Source organism: Klebsiella sp. NPDC088457, assembly GCF_044900465.1.
In the GTDB taxonomy this organism is placed as follows: Bacteria; Pseudomonadota; Gammaproteobacteria; order Enterobacterales; family Enterobacteriaceae; genus Klebsiella.
Genome location: NZ_JBJDNH010000023.1, coordinates 39347 through 57120, shown reverse-complemented (window position 1 = coordinate 57120; position 17774 = coordinate 39347). Strand labels below are relative to the sequence as shown.

At 55.5% G+C, this 17774-nt stretch carries 14 protein-coding genes, 6 tRNA genes and 1 other RNA gene; 12 read left to right on the top strand and 9 right to left on the bottom strand.

Going from position 1 to position 17774, the window contains the following annotated elements; translation table 11 throughout:
• Window positions 1-140 precede the first annotated feature (140 nt).
• Window positions 141-1376, top strand: a complete 1236-nt coding sequence (locus tag ACI2JR_RS16015; RefSeq protein ID WP_462478965.1) for an ion channel protein — start codon at window positions 141-143, stop codon at window positions 1374-1376.
• Here the strand turns inward: ACI2JR_RS16015 and ACI2JR_RS16010 are convergent.
• Window positions 1373-3034 carry an alpha-keto acid decarboxylase family protein gene (locus ACI2JR_RS16010; protein ID WP_132725857.1) on the bottom strand — a complete coding sequence of 554 codons (1662 nt, stop codon included), beginning with the start codon at window positions 3032-3034 and terminating at the stop codon, window positions 1373-1375. The genes ACI2JR_RS16015 and ACI2JR_RS16010 overlap by 4 nt on opposite strands.
• Window positions 3035-3210: 176 nt before the next feature.
• Here ACI2JR_RS16010 and mgrA point away from each other — a divergent pair, with 176 nt between their 5' ends.
• Complete coding sequence (gene mgrA / locus ACI2JR_RS16005; protein ID WP_132725860.1) at window positions 3211-4203, top strand: L-glyceraldehyde 3-phosphate reductase; 993 nt, start codon at window positions 3211-3213, stop codon at window positions 4201-4203.
• Window positions 4204-4354: 151 nt separating this feature from the next.
• Window positions 4355-4696, top strand: a complete 342-nt coding sequence (locus ACI2JR_RS16000; RefSeq protein ID WP_132725863.1) for a DUF2502 domain-containing protein — start codon at window positions 4355-4357, stop codon at window positions 4694-4696.
• A gap of 46 nt (window positions 4697-4742) precedes the next feature.
• On the opposite strand, the gene ACI2JR_RS15995 is transcribed toward ACI2JR_RS16000, so the two are convergent.
• Window positions 4743-5981, bottom strand: coding sequence for an Nramp family divalent metal transporter (locus ACI2JR_RS15995; RefSeq protein ID WP_462478964.1), 1239 nt, complete (start codon window positions 5979-5981; stop codon window positions 4743-4745).
• Window positions 5982-6326: 345 nt separating this feature from the next.
• Between ACI2JR_RS15995 and ACI2JR_RS15990 the strand changes: the two genes are divergently transcribed.
• Window positions 6327-7529 (top strand): NupC/NupG family nucleoside CNT transporter, encoded by a 1203-nt coding sequence (locus ACI2JR_RS15990; protein WP_462478963.1) that lies wholly within the window; start codon window positions 6327-6329, stop codon window positions 7527-7529.
• A gap of 41 nt (window positions 7530-7570) precedes the next feature.
• Here ACI2JR_RS15990 and ACI2JR_RS15985 read toward each other — a convergent pair whose 3' ends face one another.
• The 3 genes from ACI2JR_RS15985 to ACI2JR_RS15975 form a co-directional block, all read right to left on the bottom strand.
• A complete protein-coding gene (locus ACI2JR_RS15985) occupies window positions 7571-9751 on the bottom strand; it encodes an EAL domain-containing protein (protein ID WP_462478962.1) in 2181 nt (726 codons plus the stop codon).
• Between the two features lie 211 nt (window positions 9752-9962).
• Window positions 9963-10038 (bottom strand) — tRNA-Ala (locus ACI2JR_RS15980).
• A gap of 41 nt (window positions 10039-10079) precedes the next feature.
• Window positions 10080-10155 (bottom strand) — tRNA-Ala (locus ACI2JR_RS15975).
• Window positions 10156-10374: 219 nt separating this feature from the next.
• On the opposite strand from ACI2JR_RS15975, the gene ACI2JR_RS15970 reads away from it, so the two are divergent.
• Together ACI2JR_RS15970 and ACI2JR_RS15965 are read left to right on the top strand one after the other, a co-directional pair.
• A complete protein-coding gene (locus ACI2JR_RS15970; protein WP_132725875.1) occupies window positions 10375-10728 on the top strand; it encodes a YfeC-like transcriptional regulator in 354 nt (117 codons plus the stop codon).
• A 4-nt stretch (window positions 10729-10732) separates the two neighbouring features.
• The gene (locus ACI2JR_RS15965; protein ID WP_132725877.1) at window positions 10733-11125 is read left to right on the top strand and encodes a YfeC-like transcriptional regulator; all 393 of its coding nucleotides are present in this window, start codon (window positions 10733-10735) and stop codon (window positions 11123-11125) included.
• Between the two features lie 47 nt (window positions 11126-11172).
• Here ACI2JR_RS15965 and gltX read toward each other — a convergent pair whose 3' ends face one another.
• Window positions 11173-12591 (bottom strand): glutamate--tRNA ligase, encoded by a 1419-nt coding sequence (gltX, locus tag ACI2JR_RS15960; protein ID WP_462478961.1) that lies wholly within the window; start codon window positions 12589-12591, stop codon window positions 11173-11175.
• Between the two features lie 259 nt (window positions 12592-12850).
• Between gltX and ACI2JR_RS15955 the strand changes: the two genes are divergently transcribed.
• From ACI2JR_RS15955 to ACI2JR_RS15935, 5 genes are all read left to right on the top strand, one after another.
• A tRNA-Val gene (locus tag ACI2JR_RS15955) sits at window positions 12851-12926 on the top strand.
• A 42-nt stretch (window positions 12927-12968) separates the two neighbouring features.
• Window positions 12969-13044 (top strand) — tRNA-Val (locus ACI2JR_RS15950).
• Between the two features lie 46 nt (window positions 13045-13090).
• A tRNA-Val gene (locus ACI2JR_RS15945) sits at window positions 13091-13166 on the top strand.
• Between the two features lie 4 nt (window positions 13167-13170).
• Window positions 13171-13246, top strand: a tRNA-Lys gene (locus tag ACI2JR_RS15940).
• Window positions 13247-13268: 22 nt separating this feature from the next.
• A non-coding RNA gene (locus ACI2JR_RS15935) (RtT sRNA) lies at window positions 13269-13402 on the top strand.
• An 81-nt stretch (window positions 13403-13483) separates the two neighbouring features.
• On the opposite strand, the gene ACI2JR_RS15930 is transcribed toward ACI2JR_RS15935, so the two are convergent.
• Window positions 13484-14410: a LysR family transcriptional regulator gene (locus ACI2JR_RS15930; RefSeq protein WP_132725883.1), complete on the bottom strand. Its 927-nt coding sequence runs from the start codon at window positions 14408-14410 to the stop codon at window positions 13484-13486.
• A gap of 89 nt (window positions 14411-14499) precedes the next feature.
• On the opposite strand from ACI2JR_RS15930, the gene ACI2JR_RS15925 reads away from it, so the two are divergent.
• A complete protein-coding gene (locus ACI2JR_RS15925; protein WP_132725885.1) occupies window positions 14500-15498 on the top strand; it encodes a bile acid:sodium symporter family protein in 999 nt (332 codons plus the stop codon).
• Here ACI2JR_RS15925 and ACI2JR_RS15920 read toward each other — a convergent pair.
• Entirely contained in the window at window positions 15495-15713 is a 219-nt protein-coding gene (locus ACI2JR_RS15920; protein WP_462478960.1) for a DUF3820 family protein, read from the bottom strand. The two genes, ACI2JR_RS15925 and ACI2JR_RS15920, sit on opposite strands and share 4 nt — an antisense overlap.
• Before the next feature lies 1 nt (window position 15714).
• A complete protein-coding gene (ligA, locus tag ACI2JR_RS15915) occupies window positions 15715-17730 on the bottom strand; it encodes an NAD-dependent DNA ligase LigA (RefSeq protein ID WP_462478959.1) in 2016 nt (671 codons plus the stop codon).
• Window positions 17731-17774: the final 44 nt, after the last annotated feature.

The following is a 17774-nucleotide window of genomic DNA, read 5'->3' as shown; positions in this document are numbered from 1 at the left end:
ATCTGTGAAAAATGATTATCGACGCCGCGCGAGATCGTCAGGCATAGCCGCCACTTTCTCGTTTCAGCACGCGCTTGTCTCCGTGCGCGGAGAGCGTCGAAGCAAACGCGTGCCGCGTAACCATCAAAAGGAAATTTTTCATGCTGCATCCGCGCGCCAGAACGATGCTGTTGTTATCGATACCCGCACTGATTATTGGTATCGCTTCCAGCCTTGTATTGATTGTGACGATGAAGATTGCAGCGGTATTGCAAAATCTCCTGTGGTCCGTCGTGCCGCTAAGCTTAGGTATCGAGGGCAGCGGTCAACTGTGGACCATTGCCCTCCTGACGATGACCGGTATCGCCGTCGGACTGATCGTGCGTTTTAGCCCCGGGCATGCCGGCCCGGATCCGGCTAGCGAGTCGTTAATCAGCGCCCCCATCAGCACCAACGCGCTGCCCGGCCTGCTTGCGGCATTGATTTTAGGTCTCGCCGGCGGCGTCAGCCTTGGACCGGAACACCCGATCATGGTGGTCAATATTGCCCTTGCGGTGGCGCTGGGTTCACGCCTGTTTCCCCGGGTCAGCTCGCTGGACTGGACGATCCTTGCCGCCGCCGGCACCATCGGCGCGCTGTTCGGTACGCCGGTGGCCGCGGCGCTCATTTTTTCGCAAACCCTCAACAGCAGCAATGAGGTGCCGCTGTGGGATCGGTTGTTCGCCCCGCTGCTGGCGGCAGCGGCCGGCGCGCTGACCACCGATCTGTTTTTCCATCCCGGCTTCTCGCTGCCGATCCCGCAGTATCCGCAAATGCACCTCGTGGACATCTTTAGCGGCGCTATCGTCACGCTTATCGCGATTGCCGTGGGAATGGTTACCGTCTGGTGTCTACCGCGGCTGCACGCGCTGATGCATCGCCTGAAAAACCCCGTCCTGACGCTGGGCGTCGGCGGGTTGCTGCTGGGTATTCTTGGCGCAATTGGCGGGCATATCACGCTGTTCAAAGGGCTGGATGAAATGCAGCAGATCGCCTTTAGCCAGACCCTGACCGCCGGCGACTTTTTGCTGATTGCGCTGGTGAAGCTGGCGGCGCTGGTGCTGGCCGCCGCCAGCGGTTTTCGCGGCGGGCGCATTTTCCCCGCGGTGTTCGTCGGCGTGGCGCTCGGTTTAATGCTGCACGCGCACGTGGACGCGGTTCCGGCCGCCATCACGGTCTCCTGCGCCATCCTCGGCATGACTCTGGTGGTCACCCGCGATGGCTGGCTGAGCCTGTTTATGGCGGCGGTCGTGGTGCCGGATACGACCCTGCTGCCGCTGCTGTGCATCGTGATGCTCCCGGCCTGGCTGCTGTTGGCCGGGAAGCCGTTGATGATCGCCCGACATCGCAACGATTAGACGCGGCTGTTTCGCTCCTCCAGCGCCTCGGTGACCGCTCGCAGGAAATCCGGGATATCCATTTTGGGCAGCATGACCTCCACCAGCGTCAGCTTGTCTGAGCCGACGCTGTCGGCCATCGCCTCTTCAAGCTCCTCCGTGTTCGTCACGCGCCAGCAGCGGGACGGTACTCCCGGGGCGAAAGCCCCCGGCAGCCGGTTCCAGTCCCACAGCGCGATATCGTTATAGCGCTGCTCCGGTCCGTGGATGGCACGCTCGACCGTGTATCCTTCGTTATTGAGCAGCAAAATCAGCGGGTTCTGTTTATCGCGCAACATTGAGCCCATCTCCTGGATCGTCAGCTGAGCGGCCCCATCGCCGACGATCAATACCACCCGCCGGCCCGGCGCCGCGGTTTGCGCGCCGTAGGCTGCCGGAAGGGTAAAGCCTATCGATCCCCACAGCGGCTGCACCAGCAGCGTCGCGTCGGACGGCAGCTTCAGCGCGGCAACCCCGAAGGCCGCCGTCCCCTGGTCGGCGAGAATAATATCCCCAGGACGCAGCTGCTCCTGTACCGTGCTCCAGAAATTACGCTGCGTCAGACTGCCCCCGGCGGCCCCTCCCGCCTCCGGCGCGGAGCACGACGGCAACCTCCACTCCGCGGCCAGGCCGGCGGACAACGTCATCAACACCCCCAGCGCCTGATCCATCGGGATACGGCTGAACCAGTGCTCGCCGACTCTGACGGCAAACGGCTGAATTTCAATGGTCTGTTCAAGGGGGAGGTGTTGGGTGAACCCGGCGGTAATGGTATCGGTAAAGCGGGTGCCTACGCAGATGATAGTATCGGCATTTTCGATGGCTTCCCGGGTTTGCGGAGCGCTGGCGATTCCGCTGTAGGTGCCGACAAAACCACGCTGTTGCTCATCGAACAGCCCTTTGCCCATCAGCATCGTGGCGTAAGCGATCGGCGTTTTCGCCACCCACGCCCGCAGCGTATCCTGCAGGCCATAGCGCTGCGCAAGGAAATCCGCCAGCAGCGAGACCCGCCGGCTGCTGCGTAGCATCTGCCCGGCATATTCACGAAAGCTGGCCAGCTGATTCTCATCCGCCGGCGGCCCCTCGATCGCCAGGCGCCGGGCAGGCGGCGTCGCTTTCGCTTTTGCCACGTCGGCCGGCAGCATCAAATAGCCGGGGCGATGATGGGTTAACATGTCGCTCAGCACGCGGTCGATCTCATGGCAGGCATTCCCCGCCGTCAGCGTGGCGTGGGTGCAGGTGATCTGTTCGCTCATGCGCGAGAAATGGGTGAAGTCGCCATCTCCCAGAGTATGGTGCAACAGCTCTCCGCGCTGCTGCGACCCGGAGCAGGGGGCGCCGACGATGTGCAGAACCGGAATATGTTCCGCATAACTGCCGGCCACGCCGTTAAGCGCGCTCAGCTCGCCCACGCCATAGGTCGTCAGCAGCGCGCCGGCCCCTTTAATACGCGCATAGCCATCGGCGGCGTAGGCGGCATTGAGCTCATTCGCACAGCCAACCCATCCCAACGCATCATGGGCGATGACGCGGTCGAGGAACTGTAAATTGTAATCGCCAGGTACGCCAAACAAGCGGTCTATGCCGCAATCTACGAGACGATCCAGCAGATAATCGCCAATGGTATAAGTCGGTTGCATATCCATACTCCTCCTCCCGTGCAGGTAATCTGAGTATTGAATAAGCGATCAAACTGTCCAGATTGCGAACAATAATCGGGGTGGAAAGCAAAATTTACGCATTTGGGGAGTGTACTCCGCGCTGAACATTCTTTAGTGTAAACGTATACACAACCGGTCCTATCTGCGGAGGAAGTATGGTTTACCAGGCAAATGCGGCGCGATATCAAACCATGGAATATCGTCGTTGCGGGCGGAGCGGCTTAAAGCTACCGGCAATTTCACTCGGCCTATGGCACAACTTTGGCGACGAAACGCGGGTGGAAACCAGCCGCCAGCTGCTGCGGCACGCGTTTGATCTAGGCATCACTCATTTTGATTTAGCCAACAACTACGGGCCGCCTCCCGGGTCGGCGGAGAGCAATTTCGGCCGTATTCTGCGGGAAGATTTTTTGCCCTGGCGCGACGAGCTGCTCATCTCCACTAAGGCCGGTTACACCATGTGGGACGGGCCTTACGGTGACTGGGGGTCGCGCAAATATCTGGTGGCCAGCCTCGACCAAAGCCTGAAGCGTATGGGGCTGGAATACGTGGATATCTTCTATCATCACCGCCCCGATCCGCAAACCCCGCTGCGGGAAACCATGCGCGCGCTGGACCATATCGTACGTCAGGGTAAAGCGCTGTACGTCGGGCTTTCCAACTATCCGCTGGCGCAGGCCGCTGAGGCGGTGAGCATTCTCAATGATCTCGGTACGCCGTGCCTTATCCATCAACCTAAATACTCGATGCTCGAACGGTGGGTTGAGGAGGGGTTACTCGATTTTCTGCAGGCGGAAGGGGTAGGAAGCATTGCGTTTTCACCGCTGTCCGGCGGCCAGTTGACCGACCGCTATCTGCACGGTATTCCTGCGGATTCCCGCATTGCCAGCGGCAGCCGCTTCCTGCAGGCCGATCAGTTAACCGAAGCGAAGCTGGCAAAAGTGCGCCAGCTGGACGCGCTGGCGCAGGCCCGCGGGCAGAAGCTCTCGCAGATGGCGCTCGCCTGGGTGCTTCGGGATGAGAAAGTAACCTCGGTACTGATTGGCGCCAGCAAAACGGCACAGCTTGACGATGCCGTCGGCATGTTGAGCAACCGGCATTTCAGCGCTGAAGAGCGCATGGCGATTGACGCCATCCTTGCGGCGTAAACGAAGATTTCCTTTAGCAAAAAGTGCTCTTATCCGCGATTTAGGAGTTCATCCAATGCTGCGGGGCTTTACCGCCCCGTAATATCACGTTACAGGTCCAATGAGAGCCTATTCATCAGGTTCTCAGGCCCCGATCGTGAAGGAGAAGAGTATGTTCAGGTCACTGATTCTGGCAGCAGTGCTTTTGGCTTCAGCGCCATGGGCCGCTAATGCCGGAGAGATCACCCTGCTGCCATCTGTAAAATTACAAATAGGCGATCGTGATAATTACGGTAATTACTGGGACGGTGGCGGCTGGCGCGACCGTGATTACTGGCGTCGTCACTATGAATGGCGTGACAACCGCTGGCGTCATTATGATAACAGGCGTCATCACGGTTGGGATAAACGGAAGGCTTACGAACGCGGTTATCGCGAGGGCTGGAACGATCGTCGCGACCATCGCGGCGGCTGGGGGCGTGGGCCGGGTGGCCACGGTCATGGTCATCACTAATCACTTCGGGGAGCCCCAGGGCTCCCCGCTTGATTGGCCGAACGAATTACAGTCCCGACACCGTACCGACCAGTAGCCAGCCGTTGAGCAGCACCACAATCGCCACAATCCCCCACCCCGTACGTCTAATCCACGGCGTATTCACCAGTTCGCCCATCAGTTGGGAATTACTGGTGAAAATCAACAGCGGTACCAGCGCCAGGGCGATACCAAAGCTCAACAATACCTGACTCATCACCAAAATACGGGTCGGCTCCAGCCCCATCATAATAACGATAAACGACGGCAGCATGGTAACCAGACGACGAAACCACAGCGGAATATGGAAGCGGATAAAACCCTGCATAACCACCTGGCCGGCCAGCGTCCCCACCACCGTTGACGACAGACCGGCGGCCACCAGGCTCAGACCAAATATCGTCGCCGCCGCATGACTTAACAGCGGTTCCAGGGTCAAATACGCTTGATCCAGATCGGCAATGCCCGTGTGGCCGTTAAAGTGAAAGGCGGCGGCAGCGGTCGCCATCATGGCGAGGTTAACGAAGCCGGCGATGGTCATGGCAATCGCGACGTCCCAGCGGGTCGCGTGATAACGCTCTTTACGCGTACCGCCATGCAGATTCTGGGTTAACGAAGAGTGTAAATAGATAACGTGCGGCATGATGGTTGCGCCCAGCACCCCGGCGGCAAGAAACACCGCTTCGCCGTTCGGCAGACTCGGGACGATCATCCCTTTTGCCAGCGGCGCCAGCGCCGGTTGCGAGAAAATAAGCTCAACGATATAGGCGACTGCGACGAACAGCAGCAGTCCGCCAATCACTTTCTCCAGCGGCTTTTGCCCGCGGCGCTGAAGCATCAAAATCAGGAAAGTGGCAACCCCCGTCAATACGGCCCCCTGCAGTAAAGAGACGCCAAGGATCAGCTTAAAGCCAATGGCGGCGCCAATAAACTCAGCAAGGTCGGTCGCCATGGCGATAATTTCCGCCTGGACCCAGTAGAACCACACCACCGGGCGCGGGTAGTGATCGCGGATCTGCTCCGCGAGATTTTTACCCGTGGCGATCCCAAGCTTCGCAGATAGCACCTGAATCAGCATCGCCATCAGGTTTGCCCACACGACTACCCATAGCAGCTGGTAGCCAAAGCTGGCCCCGGCCTGGATATTGGTGGCAAAGTTGCCCGGATCGATATAACCAATGGCAGCAATGAAGGCAGGCCCCATCAATGCGAGCTTCATCTTGCGCGCTGCGCGACCGCTGCTATTCTCAACGCGACTGCTTGTCATTTTCTGCCTCTGAAATATAGCCTTTGCTATGTTTCATGCTATCAAAATGCGAATGATTATCAAGTTCATTGAGAAAGATGATCATTATTGCTGTGATAGGAGGGAACACCAGCGGCTAACAACGAAAAAGTGGCATTGATGAAATTGCATCTCGCCTGGTCACAGATTAGTACAAACTCAGCAACTTTTAAAACCTTTACGCAACATAACAAAAATGTATGTTCGATCACTATTTTGGTGATTGGTCACAGTTCCTTGTAATAGTGTGGATTTGATCTCGTTTTCTTTGTTCTTGTTACATAGAATGTGCAAAGAAATTTAACCTGCCTCATATTTGGAGCAAATATGGACCGCGTCTTGCATTTTATCCTCGCGATCGTAGTGGTGGCTATACTGGCCCTTCTGGTCAGCCATAACCGTAAGCAAATTCGCATTCGTTATGTTATTCAATTACTTGTCATTGAAGTATTACTGGCGTGGTTCTTCCTGAACTCCGATATCGGCCTGGGCTTTGTGAAAGGCTTCTCCGAGATGTTCGAAAAACTGCTCGGTTTTGCCAACGAAGGGACAAACTTCGTCTTCGGCAATATGAATGACAAAGGCCTAGCCTTCTTCTTCCTGAAGGTGCTGTGTCCTATCGTCTTCATCTCTGCGCTGATCGGGATTTTGCAGCATATCCGTATCCTGCCCATCGTCATTCGCGCGATTGGTACCGTGCTGTCAAAAGTGAACGGCATGGGCAAACTGGAATCCTTCAACGCCGTCAGCTCGCTGATTCTCGGCCAGTCGGAAAACTTTATCGCCTATAAAGATATTCTGGGCAAAATGTCGCGCAACCGCATGTACACCATGGCGGCGACCGCTATGTCGACCGTCTCCATGTCAATCGTGGGCGCGTACATGACCATGCTGCAGCCAAAATATGTCGTTGCCGCGCTGGTTCTTAACATGTTCAGCACCTTTATCGTGCTGTCGCTGATTAACCCGTATCGCGTGAATGAGAGCGAAGAAAATCTGCAGATGTCCAACCTGCACGAAGGTCAGAGCTTCTTTGAAATGCTGGGTGAATACATTCTGGCAGGCTTTAAAGTGGCGATTATCGTTGCGGCCATGCTGATCGGTTTCATCGCGTTGATTTCCGCGCTGAACGCCCTGTTCGCCACCGTCACCGGCTGGTTCGGCCATAGCATCTCCTTCCAGGGCATCCTTGGCTACATCTTCTACCCGGTTGCCTGGGTGATGGGGGTTCCGGCAGGTGAAGCGCTGCAGGTGGGCAGTATCATGGCCACCAAACTGGTGTCTAACGAATTCGTGGCGATGATGGATCTGCAGAAAATTGCCAGCACGCTCTCTCCGCGCGCTGAAGGCATCATCTCTATCTTCCTGGTCTCCTTCGCCAACTTCTCCTCCATCGGGATTATTGCCGGGGCGATTAAGGGCCTGAACGAAGAACAGGGTAACGTGGTTTCCCGCTTTGGTCTGAAGCTGGTTTACGGTTCAACGCTGGTGAGCGTGCTTTCTGCGTCTATCGCCGCACTGGTACTGTAAGCCTCCCATGTTGTAAAAAAGCCGGGCTTGACCCGGTTTTTTTACGCCCGGAGTTCGCTAAGCGGCCGCGGTTTGCCAATTAAGTATCCCTGTAAATAGTCGACACCTAATGCCAGAAGTAGCTCTCGCTGCGCTTGTGTCTCGACATACTCCGCCACCACCTTCAGGTTTTTCACCTTCGCCATCTCAATTATCGATTTAATCATGATCGCATCCAGCGGCTCGCGCCCGAGGTCACGCACAAAGCAGCCGTCAATCTTGACGATATCAGCCTGCAGGTGCTTCAGCCGCTCGTAGTTCGCATAACCGGTACCAAAATCATCAATGGCGATAGCGCAGCCAAAATCCCGCAGCTGATGAATGTTATGCATACTGTCGCCGACATCGCTGAACGCCTGCTCTTCGGTAATTTCGACCGTTATCGCTGCCGGAGAAAGCTGATAGCGTTTAAACAGGGCGATAATCTGCGCGGCGCTATCTTTTTGCATCAGGGTATAAGGCAGTAAATTCACCGCGAAGTGCTGCCCGGGATGCTGATGGAGTGTGCTGAATAGCGTCTCCAGAACCAGCATATCGAAACGCTGGCTCAGATTGAACTGCGCAATCAGCGGAATAAACTGGTCCGGGGTCATGATTGAGCCATCGCAGCGCATACGGGTCAGGATTTCGTAATACCCCTCCCCCGCCGGGTTTTGTATCGGCTGGGCATACAGCACCAGACCACGTTCCTTAAGCGCCTGCTTGACCTGAGTCAGGAGCCTGACCTGCTCGCTGGTTTGGTCGCAGACCTGTTCCTGCGCCGCATCCAGCGCCAGCACCTGGCGATCGGCGCCCGCCTGCTCCGACAGCCAGCTCAGTTGGCCCAGCATGGGGTGCAGCCCCTCCTCCACGCCGCGGTATCTTTCCCACGCGGCGCCAAACTCCAGGTCCAGCGTCTGGTTGTGCCAGCTAAACCGGGTGTGATTAAGCATGGCGACGAGATGCCCCAGCCGCGCGGCGGGTTCGGGGCCGCCTAAAACCAGCAATAATTCGCTGCCGGGCAGTTGAAAGAGCTTATCGTCCGCGCCCAACAGCGGGTGTATTTTGCTGGCAATTTGCCGTTTGCAATGCACCCGCATCATCATACCGTAATGACGACTAAGGAAGTCCAGATTGACGATCCGTAGACTACTGACCGTGACATCGGGGTTACGGCGTAAATAGCACTCCAGCGCCCGGAGATTGGGTAAACCGGTGAGAGGATCTTCCTGAGCCCGATCCCGCCAGCGGAGTTTGGTTCTTTCATTCTGACCATACATATCGACCATATAAAACAGACAGATGGTAAATGAGATCAGCACGGAAAGGACAAATGATAGTGAGTATTCGGTCCGTACGCCATGGAGGAAATTTTGATTACAGGCAACGAGCAAAAATGCCGAAAAAGACCACGAGATGCGAATGAGTACATGTCCCAGACGGCTAATACCAATAAAGTACAGAATAAAAACAAGGGGAACTAAATAGCCCGCAATAAAATCAGAATCATAAGGCATACAGAGTACCAGTAATATGGCGGCGAGGGCCATAAACCAATATCGCGTAAATACCCGATGCTCACCAGTGAGCCATGGTTGACAATGACGTCGCCAGAAAACTTTTGCATAACGCGGACTGATAATCATCCGTACTGGATAATAAAAGAAGGTAGTGAATATTAATGCAGCACCAATCAGACTTTGAATATCAATAATGATATAAACAGCCGACATCCCCTTGAAGTAGCTGGAGATAGCCAGAGGAAATGAGAAAAATACGCCGACCAGATACATCGTCAGCTTCATTAACACGGGGGTAAAAAAACCGCCCCAGAAAATTCTTGTCCCCATATATTTTGCCGTGAGCCCGTTGCGCCATCGCGCCCCGATCAGCATTCTGACCAGTGCACAGGATACCAGTACCGAGAATAACTGACAGAATAACAGGAGCGCGGCCTGTACTGGCGTCAGGGAGAGAATCAGGTGGTTGGTAATGGCAAATGCGATAATCAATGGGGCAACTGCATTTCGCCCAAAAATAAAAATCACCGCGTACATCATGCTTAATGGCAACCAGGCGAGGAAAACTTGATTTCCATCAATAATTGCCTGCGGTGAAATATACCGTGCCAAAGGGATAGTGATTAAACAAACTATCAGCGCCAGTAAAGTCTTTCTGATATTAATGTTAAATTTACCAATCATTATTGTTAATCAAAACTCCAGCGCCGGAAATAAGATCTTATATGGGGAAATACTAAGGGGGTTAATTATGGCAGGCAAGGAAATAACTCGAGGAAGAATCTGAAATTACATTTAATTCTAATCGCGGAACGGTTTCTGACTTAAACAGAAAGTGCTTTACATTGGCAAGCGAAGAAAACAAAAAACCCCCGCCGAAGCGAGGGTCTGAATTTGGTGGAGCTAAGCGGGATCGAACCGCTGACCTCTTGCATGCCATGCAAGCGCTCTCCCAGCTGAGCTATAGCCCCACAGAACGTTGTTACGAACCAAACCTGATGGGAGCAGGATTTGGTGGAGCTAAGCGGGATCGAACCGCTGACCTCTTGCATGCCATGCAAGCGCTCTCCCAGCTGAGCTATAGCCCCTAACCGTAAAACGTGTCGTGTTGACGGGCGGCATAATATGAATTCCTTCGTCAGGTGTCAACGGCAAAATGCCTCCGCGCTATTTGATCGCTGAAAAAGCAGGCAACTCGCTGACATTGCGAGCCTTATCGCAGGGAGACGTTAAACATGTCACCCTTTCCTGTAAAAGGATGCTATAACATGGACAACTAATTCCCACATGTTTACTCAGGAAATAGGATGCTCAAGGAACGAATGACACCTGAAGAAATCGCGCACCTTACCGGCTTCAGTCGGCAGACGATCAATAAATGGGTACGTAAAGAGGGATGGCAGACATCACCTCGGCCCGGCGTGCAAGGCGGTAAGGCACGCCTCGTGCACGTTAATGAGCAGGTCAAAGAATTTATTCGCAGCGCGCAGCGCGTGGCGGAACCCGCGTCTTCTTATTCCGCAGCAGAAAACGACCTCGAACCTTTACTTCTGACGCTCACTAAAGAGCTGACCCCCGGCGAACAAAAACAGCTTATGTCGCTACTGCTGCGCGAAGGCATTACCGGGTTACTCCAGCGTCTGGATATTCGTGACCAGTAACATAATGATGAAATTAAAAGATAAAATGACCCCGGCCGAGCTGGCGGAGTGTCTTGGTCTTGCCAGACAAACCATTAACCGCTGGGCCAGAGAACAAAAATGGCGCACCGAGACCATTCCCGGCGTTAAAGGCGGCCGCGCGCGTCTCATCGTTATCGATAAGCCGGTGCTCGATTTTCTGGCCAACATCCCGGCGCTGCGTCATCTGCTCACCGAATCGCAGCTGGCGGAACCGTCCGGTAACTATTTTGTTAACGATGCCGGGGCGATCTGGCGGCAAATTGCCGAGACGCTGCATCTGATGACGGCGGAAGAACAGCAGCACCTGCGGGATCTTCTCGCCCGTGAAGGGATCAGTGGATTTTTGTCCCGGCTGGGCATCGCCAGCCAGAAATAAGCGATAAAAAACGGCAGGATGACCCTGCCGTTTTTTTAAGCCTGCAATCAGGACTGCTGACTTTCGCGTTCAGCAATAAATGCCAGCGCTTTGTTGATACGTTCTACGCTACGGGTTTTGCCAATCGCATGCACCGTCACATCAAGAGCCGGAGACTGACCTGCCCCTGTGACCGCAACGCGCAGCGGCATCCCAACTTTACCCATCCCGACTTCCAGCTCATCCGCCGTCGCCTGGATCGCGTGGTGGACATTTTCCGCCGTCCAGTCGCTGATGGCGGCGAGTTTGTCACGTACGACTTCCAGAGGCTGACGAGCGACCTGGCGCAGATGTTTCTTCGCTGCGTCGGCATCAAACTCGTCGAACTCTTCATAGAAGTAACGGCAGCTTGCCGCCATCTCTTTCAGCGTCTTGCAACGTTCGCCCAGCAGCGTCACCAGCTCAGCCAGCTGCGGACCGTTGCGGGTATCGATATTTTCCTGCTCAATGTGCCACTGCAGATAGGTCGCCACGTACTCCGGCGCCATCGAGTTAATGTAGTGGTGGTTCAGCCACAGCAGTTTATCGGTATTGAACGCACTGGCAGATTTGCTCACCGCGCCGAGGGAGAAGAGCTTAATCATCTCTTCACGGCTGAAGATCTCCTGGTCGCCGCTGGACCAGCCCAGACGCACCAGGTAGTTCAGCAGCGCTTCTGGCAGATAGCCATCGTCGCGATATTGCATCACGCTCACGGCGCCGTGGCGTTTGGACAGTTTTTTACCGTCATCGCCATTAATCATCGAGACGTGCGCATACACCGGTACCGGCGCGTTCAGCGCCTTCAGGATGTTGATCTGACGCGGAGTATTGTTGATATGGTCTTCACCGCGGATCACATGGGTGATCTCCATGTCCCAGTCGTCCACCACGACACAGAAGTTGTAGGTCGGGGAACCATCGGTACGGCGAATAATCAGATCGTCCAGTTCCTGGTTACTAAATTCAATCGGCCCACGGATCTGGTCGTCAAAAATGACCGAACCTTCCTGCGGGTTAGCAAAACGAACGACGCACGGCGCATTATCGGCGTGATGTTCGTGACCGTGACGGCAGCGTCCGTCGTAACGCGGTTTTTCGCCCTTAGCCATCTGCTCTTCGCGCAGCGCGTCCAGACGTTCTTTAGAGCAATAGCACTTATAAGCCGTGCCTGCTTCCAGCATTTCATCAATAACCGCGTTATAGCGGTCAAAACGTTTGGTCTGGAAATACGGACCTTCGTCCCATTCCAGATTCAGCCAGTTCATCCCATCCATGATGGCTTCAATTGCTTCCGGGGTGGAGCGTTCGAGATCGGTGTCTTCAATACGCAGTACAAACTCACCGCCGTTGTGACGAGCAAAAAGCCAGGAATAGAGAGCAGTACGCGCACCGCCAACGTGCAGATAGCCTGTCGGGCTGGGCGCGAAGCGAGTTTTGATTTTCATGAAATGGCCTTACGTTTAATAAAGATGCCGACAACCGGCAGAGTCCGTGGGTATTTATGGGTGAATATTCTAACACCGTGGGCTGATTCCTCAATGTTGTTCAGGTCTGAACGTTACGCTTTGCCATTTTTGTTTATAAATCATGCTTCACGACTGCTTTGGCGATCGTTTTGTTTAATTTTACGACGAACGAACAAATTATTTAGAAAAGGCGTTGACTCATTTTCAACTCTCCCTATAATGCGACTCCACACAGCGGGGGTGATTAGCTCAGCTGGGAGAGCACCTCCCTTACAAGGAGGGGGTCGGCGGTTCGAACCCGTCATCACCCACCACTACTTAGGTAGTCTCCGCCGTGTAGCAAGAAATTGAGAAGTGGGTGATTAGCTCAGCTGGGAGAGCACCTCCCTTACAAGGAGGGGGTCGGCGGTTCGATCCCGTCATCACCCACCACTTTCTCGCCAGCTGGATTTCTTGTTAAAATGTGAAGTACCGAAGTGGGTGATTAGCTCAGCTGGGAGAGCACCTCCCTTACAAGGAGGGGGTCGGCGGTTCGATCCCGTCATCACCCACCACTTCGGGTCGTTAGCTCAGTTGGTAGAGCAGTTGACTTTTAATCAATTGGTCGCAGGTTCGAATCCTGCACGACCCACCAATGTAAAAAAGCGCCCTAAAGGCGCTTTTTTGCTATCTGCGGGATATAAATTCGCACCTGCGACAGGTTCGGGTCGAACGTAGTGAGACAACGGAGCCGCTTGCGGCGACGGCCCGTAGGGCGAGGCGAAGCCGGGTCATCCTGCACGCCCCACCAAATTTAGACAAAAGCGCCTTACGGCGCTTTTGTCGTTTTCGGATACCGAGCCCGATCTTGCGCAGGTCCGGTTTCCGGCTGTCAACGCTGATACAACGGATCCTGAGCTCTGGCTGACGTCAGATTATCCCCTTCTTCACGTACCAGTTCCCAAATTGCCTGCGCGGCGGTTGATAACGAACGGTTTTTGCGTCGCGCCAGCATCAGCTGACGCTCCACCACCGGGGTTAGCCGCTTCACCTGCAGCTGGCTGCCCTGCGGCAAAGGCAGTGCCAGCGCCGGTAAAACGCTAATCCCAATCCCGGATTCCACCATCGGAAACAACGTCGCCGGATGGCCAATCTCCTGCACAATATTGGCTTCAATCGCAAACTGCTGTAGCGCCGCATCAATCAGCGGCCGGCTACCGGATGCATAATCCTGTAATACCAGGCGCTGATGCTGGAGATCCTGCCAGCCCACCGATGCCTTTTGCGCAAAAGGGTGATCGCGGCGGCAGAGCAGTAAAAAAGGTTCCGCCAGTACCGTTTCACATTGCAGATCCGTCGTTACGCCCGGATCGATAACGATGCCGAAATCGACCTCCCCCTGACGAATACTTTCCAGCACCCACTGCTGGGGGCGATCGTGCAGCACAAAATCGATCTGCGGATAGCGTCGATTGCTGTGCGCAATACACTGGGGAATCAGATGCGCGGAAATGGTCTGGCTGGCGGCCACCCGTACGCTCCCCATCAGCTGCTGCCCGACCCGCCCGGCGTCGCGCAGCGTGCTATTTAATTCATCCAGCAGCCGTTCAAGCCGGCCGGCCAGCTGCTGTCCCGCCTCCGTCAGCAGCACTTCCCGGGTGGTACGATCGAGCAACCGTACGCCGGTTTGATGCTCCAGCTCTTTTACGCTGTGGCTGACCGCCGACTGGCTGAGACCGATAATCTCTCCCGCCCGGCTGAAGCTTTTTGCTCTGGCGACGGTGACGAAAACTTTTAACTGACGTAGCGAGTAATTCATCTTTTTTATTCATGAATAGATGCAATAAATCAATTTTATTTCTCAAAATAGAAAAAGCACAATAGCCACATCGATTTTCAGGAGCATCTATGAAACTTTTCCGCATTCTTGATCCCTTTACCCTCACTCTGGTTACCGTCGTTCTGCTGGCCTCTTTCTTTCCGGCCCGCGGCGGTTTTGTCCCCTTCTTTGAGCATTTAACCACCGCCGCCATTGCGCTGCTGTTTTTTATGCACGGGGCAAAACTCTCCCGCGAGGCCATCGTCGCCGGCGGCAGCCACTGGCGTTTACACCTGTGGGTCATGTGCAGCACGTTTGTGGTGTTCCCGGTTTTAGGCGTGCTGTTTGCCTGGTGGGCGCCGATTAATGTCGACCCTGCGCTGTATACCGGGTTTATCTATCTGTGCATCCTGCCTGCGACCGTTCAGTCGGCCATTGCCTTTACCTCGCTGGCGGGGGGCAACGTCGCGGCGGCGGTCTGTTCGGCATCGGCCTCCAGCCTGCTGGGAATATTTGTTTCGCCGCTGCTGGTGGGGCTGCTGATGAATCTGCACGGCGCGGGCGGCAGTCTGGAACAGGTCGGTAAGATTATGCTGCAACTTCTGCTGCCGTTTGTGCTCGGCCACCTGTCTCGCCCGTGGATTGGCGAATGGGTTGCCCGACATAAAAAGTGGATCTCAAAAACCGACCAGACCTCGATTCTGCTGGTGGTCTACTCCGCATTTAGCGAAGCGGTTGTTAACGGCATCTGGCATAAAGTAGGCCTGGGTTCACTGCTGTTCATCGTGGTCGTCAGCCTGGTGCTGCTGGCTATCGTCATCGCGATCAACGTGTTCGTCGCGCGTAGATGCGGCTTTAACAAAGCGGATGAGATTACGATTGTTTTTTGCGGCTCGAAGAAGAGCCTGGCAAACGGTATACCGATGGCCAACATCCTCTTTCCAACCTCGATTCTGGGAATCATGGTGCTGCCGCTGATGATATTCCATCAGATTCAGCTGATGGTGTGCGCCGTGCTGGCGCGCCGCTACAAACGGCAGGCGGAAGCCGTACAGGCGCAGGAGAAAGCCCGCGCCTCGGAAGCTTAACGCGGCTGTTTCAAGGGCTGAACCAGCTGGGTCAGCCCTTCAGTTTTAATCAGCAAGGTTAATGCCATCAGCTCGCCAAGATGCCCGGCAGGGAACTGATCCTTACGGGCAAACCACAGCAAATACTCTTCCGGCAGGTCAATCAGGCGACGGCCTTTGTATTTGCCAAACGGCATGTCGGTATTGGCAATCTCAATCAGCTGCGCGTTATCCACCTTATTCTCCCAGCAGACGCATCATTTCGGCTTCGTCGATCACGGCAATCCCCAGCTCCTGCGCTTTAGCGAGCTTAGAGCCGGCGGCTTCACCGGCAATCACCAGGTCCGTTTTCTTCGATACGCTGCCAGCGACTTTCGCTCCCAGCGCCACCAGACGCGCCTTCGCGTCATCGCGTGAAAGCTGGCTGAGACTACCGGTCAGAACGACGGTTTTACCGGCAAACGGACTGTCGATCTCTTCGGCATTCACCGCCACCGGCGCAGGCCAGCTCACCCCTTCGGCACGCAGCTGAGCGATAACATCGCGATTGCTCTCTTCGGCAAAGAAGTTAAAGACATGGGTGGCGACGACGATGCCCACATCCGGGACTTTTTGCAGCTCTTCAATCGACGCCTGCTCCAGCGCCTCGAGGGTGGCGAAATAGGCCGCCAGCCCCGCCGCCGTGGCTTCACCGACTTCGCGAATACCTAAGGCGTACAGGAAACGGGCAAAGGTGGTGTGCCTGGCTTTTTCCAGCGCATTCACCACGTTTTGCGCTGATTTAGGCCCCATGCGATCGAGGCCGGTCAGCATACCTGCGCTTAAGCGGAACAGGTCTGCCGGGGTATGGACATACTCTTTCTCCACCAGCTGGTCGATGATTTTATCCCCCATCCCGTCGACATCTAAGGCGCGGCGGGAGACAAAATGTTTGAGCGCCTCTTTACGCTGCGCCCCGCAAATCAGCCCGCCGGTACAGCGCGTCACCACTTCGCCTTCTACCCGCTCGACATCGGAGTGACATACCGGGCAGTGGGTTGGAAACACGATCTCCCGCGTCTCCTCCGGGCGCTCGGACAGCACAACGTTAACGACCTGCGGGATAACGTCACCCGCACGACGGATAACCACCTTATCGCCGATTCGCAGGCCCAGACGCGCAATCTCATCGGCATTGTGCAAAGTGGCGTTACTGACCAGCACCCCCGCGACATGTACCGGTTCCAGACGCGCCACCGGCGTGATTGCCCCGGTACGGCCAACCTGAAACTCCACATCGCGCACGAAGGTCATCTGCTCCTGCGCCGGGAACTTAAAGGCTACCGCCCAGCGCGGGGCGCGAGCCACAAAGCCAAGCTGCTCTTGCAGCGCCAGCGAATCGACTTTGATCACCACGCCATCAATATCAAACCCCAAATCCGGGCGTTCTTCTTCAACCCGGCGGTAGTAAGTAAGCACTTCCTCTGGGGTATGGCACAGCTTAACCCGGTCGCTAACCGGCAGCCCCCAGGCCTTGAACTGCTGCAGACGGCCGGAATGGCTGGCCGGTAGTTCACCGCCTTCCAGCGTGCCAACGCCATAGCAGAAGAAAGTAAGTGGTCGCTTCGCCGTAATCCGCGGATCGAGCTGACGCAGGGAACCCGCTGCCGCGTTGCGCGGGTTAGCAAATACTTTGCCGCCGCTGCGGCGGGCCTCTTCATTAATTTTTTCAAACCCGGCCTGCGGCAGGAACACTTCGCCGCGCACCTCCAGGCGAGCAGGAATATTATCGCCGCGCAGCTTCAGCGGGATCGCGCGAATCGTTCTGACATTAGAAGTAATATCTTCGCCGGTGGTGCCGTCCCCGCGGGTTGCCGCCTGCACCAGCACGCCGTTTTCATACAGAATACTCACCGCCAGACCATCCAGCTTCAGCTCGCAGCAGTAGGTCAGGTCGTCGCTGCTTTTCAGCCGGTCCCGTACGCGCTTATTGAAAGCAAGAAAACTCTCTTCGTCAAAGACGTTGTCCAGCGACAGCATCGGGACTTCATGGCGGATCTGGCTAAACGAAGCCAGCGGTGCCGCCCCCACACGTTGGGTAGGCGAATCAGGGGTTATCAACTCCGGATGCTGGGTTTCCAGCTCGCGCAGTTCGCGCATCAACCGATCGTATTCCGCATCGGGAATTTCCGGGGTATCCATAACATGGTACAGATATTCATGATGGCGAAGCGTGGTTCGCAGTTCAGTCAGTTTTTGTTCGATCGGGTCCATATCGCACCATCAATGATAAAAAACCCCCGGCAGGCGGGGGTTCT

Excerpts from the sequence above, each read along its gene's own strand:
- ACI2JR_RS16015 (WP_462478965.1), top strand. The coding sequence starts at position 141 with ATGCTGCATCCGCGCGCCAGAACGATGCTGTTGTTATCGATACCCGCA.
- ACI2JR_RS16010 (WP_132725857.1), bottom strand. The coding sequence starts at position 3,034 with ATGCAACCGACTTATACCATTGGCGATTATCTGCTGGATCGTCTCGTA.
- mgrA (WP_132725860.1), top strand. The coding sequence starts at position 3,211 with ATGGTTTACCAGGCAAATGCGGCGCGATATCAAACCATGGAATATCGT.
- ACI2JR_RS16000 (WP_132725863.1), top strand. The coding sequence starts at position 4,355 with ATGTTCAGGTCACTGATTCTGGCAGCAGTGCTTTTGGCTTCAGCGCCA.
- ACI2JR_RS15995 (WP_462478964.1), bottom strand. The coding sequence starts at position 5,981 with ATGACAAGCAGTCGCGTTGAGAATAGCAGCGGTCGCGCAGCGCGCAAG.
- ACI2JR_RS15990 (WP_462478963.1), top strand. The coding sequence starts at position 6,327 with ATGGACCGCGTCTTGCATTTTATCCTCGCGATCGTAGTGGTGGCTATA.
- ACI2JR_RS15985 (WP_462478962.1), bottom strand. The coding sequence starts at position 9,751 with ATGATTGGTAAATTTAACATTAATATCAGAAAGACTTTACTGGCGCTG.
- ACI2JR_RS15970 (WP_132725875.1), top strand. The coding sequence starts at position 10,375 with ATGCTCAAGGAACGAATGACACCTGAAGAAATCGCGCACCTTACCGGC.
- ACI2JR_RS15965 (WP_132725877.1), top strand. The coding sequence starts at position 10,733 with ATGATGAAATTAAAAGATAAAATGACCCCGGCCGAGCTGGCGGAGTGT.
- gltX (WP_462478961.1), bottom strand. The coding sequence starts at position 12,591 with ATGAAAATCAAAACTCGCTTCGCGCCCAGCCCGACAGGCTATCTGCAC.
- ACI2JR_RS15930 (WP_132725883.1), bottom strand. The coding sequence starts at position 14,410 with ATGAATTACTCGCTACGTCAGTTAAAAGTTTTCGTCACCGTCGCCAGA.
- ACI2JR_RS15925 (WP_132725885.1), top strand. The coding sequence starts at position 14,500 with ATGAAACTTTTCCGCATTCTTGATCCCTTTACCCTCACTCTGGTTACC.
- ligA (WP_462478959.1), bottom strand. The coding sequence starts at position 17,730 with ATGGACCCGATCGAACAAAAACTGACTGAACTGCGAACCACGCTTCGC.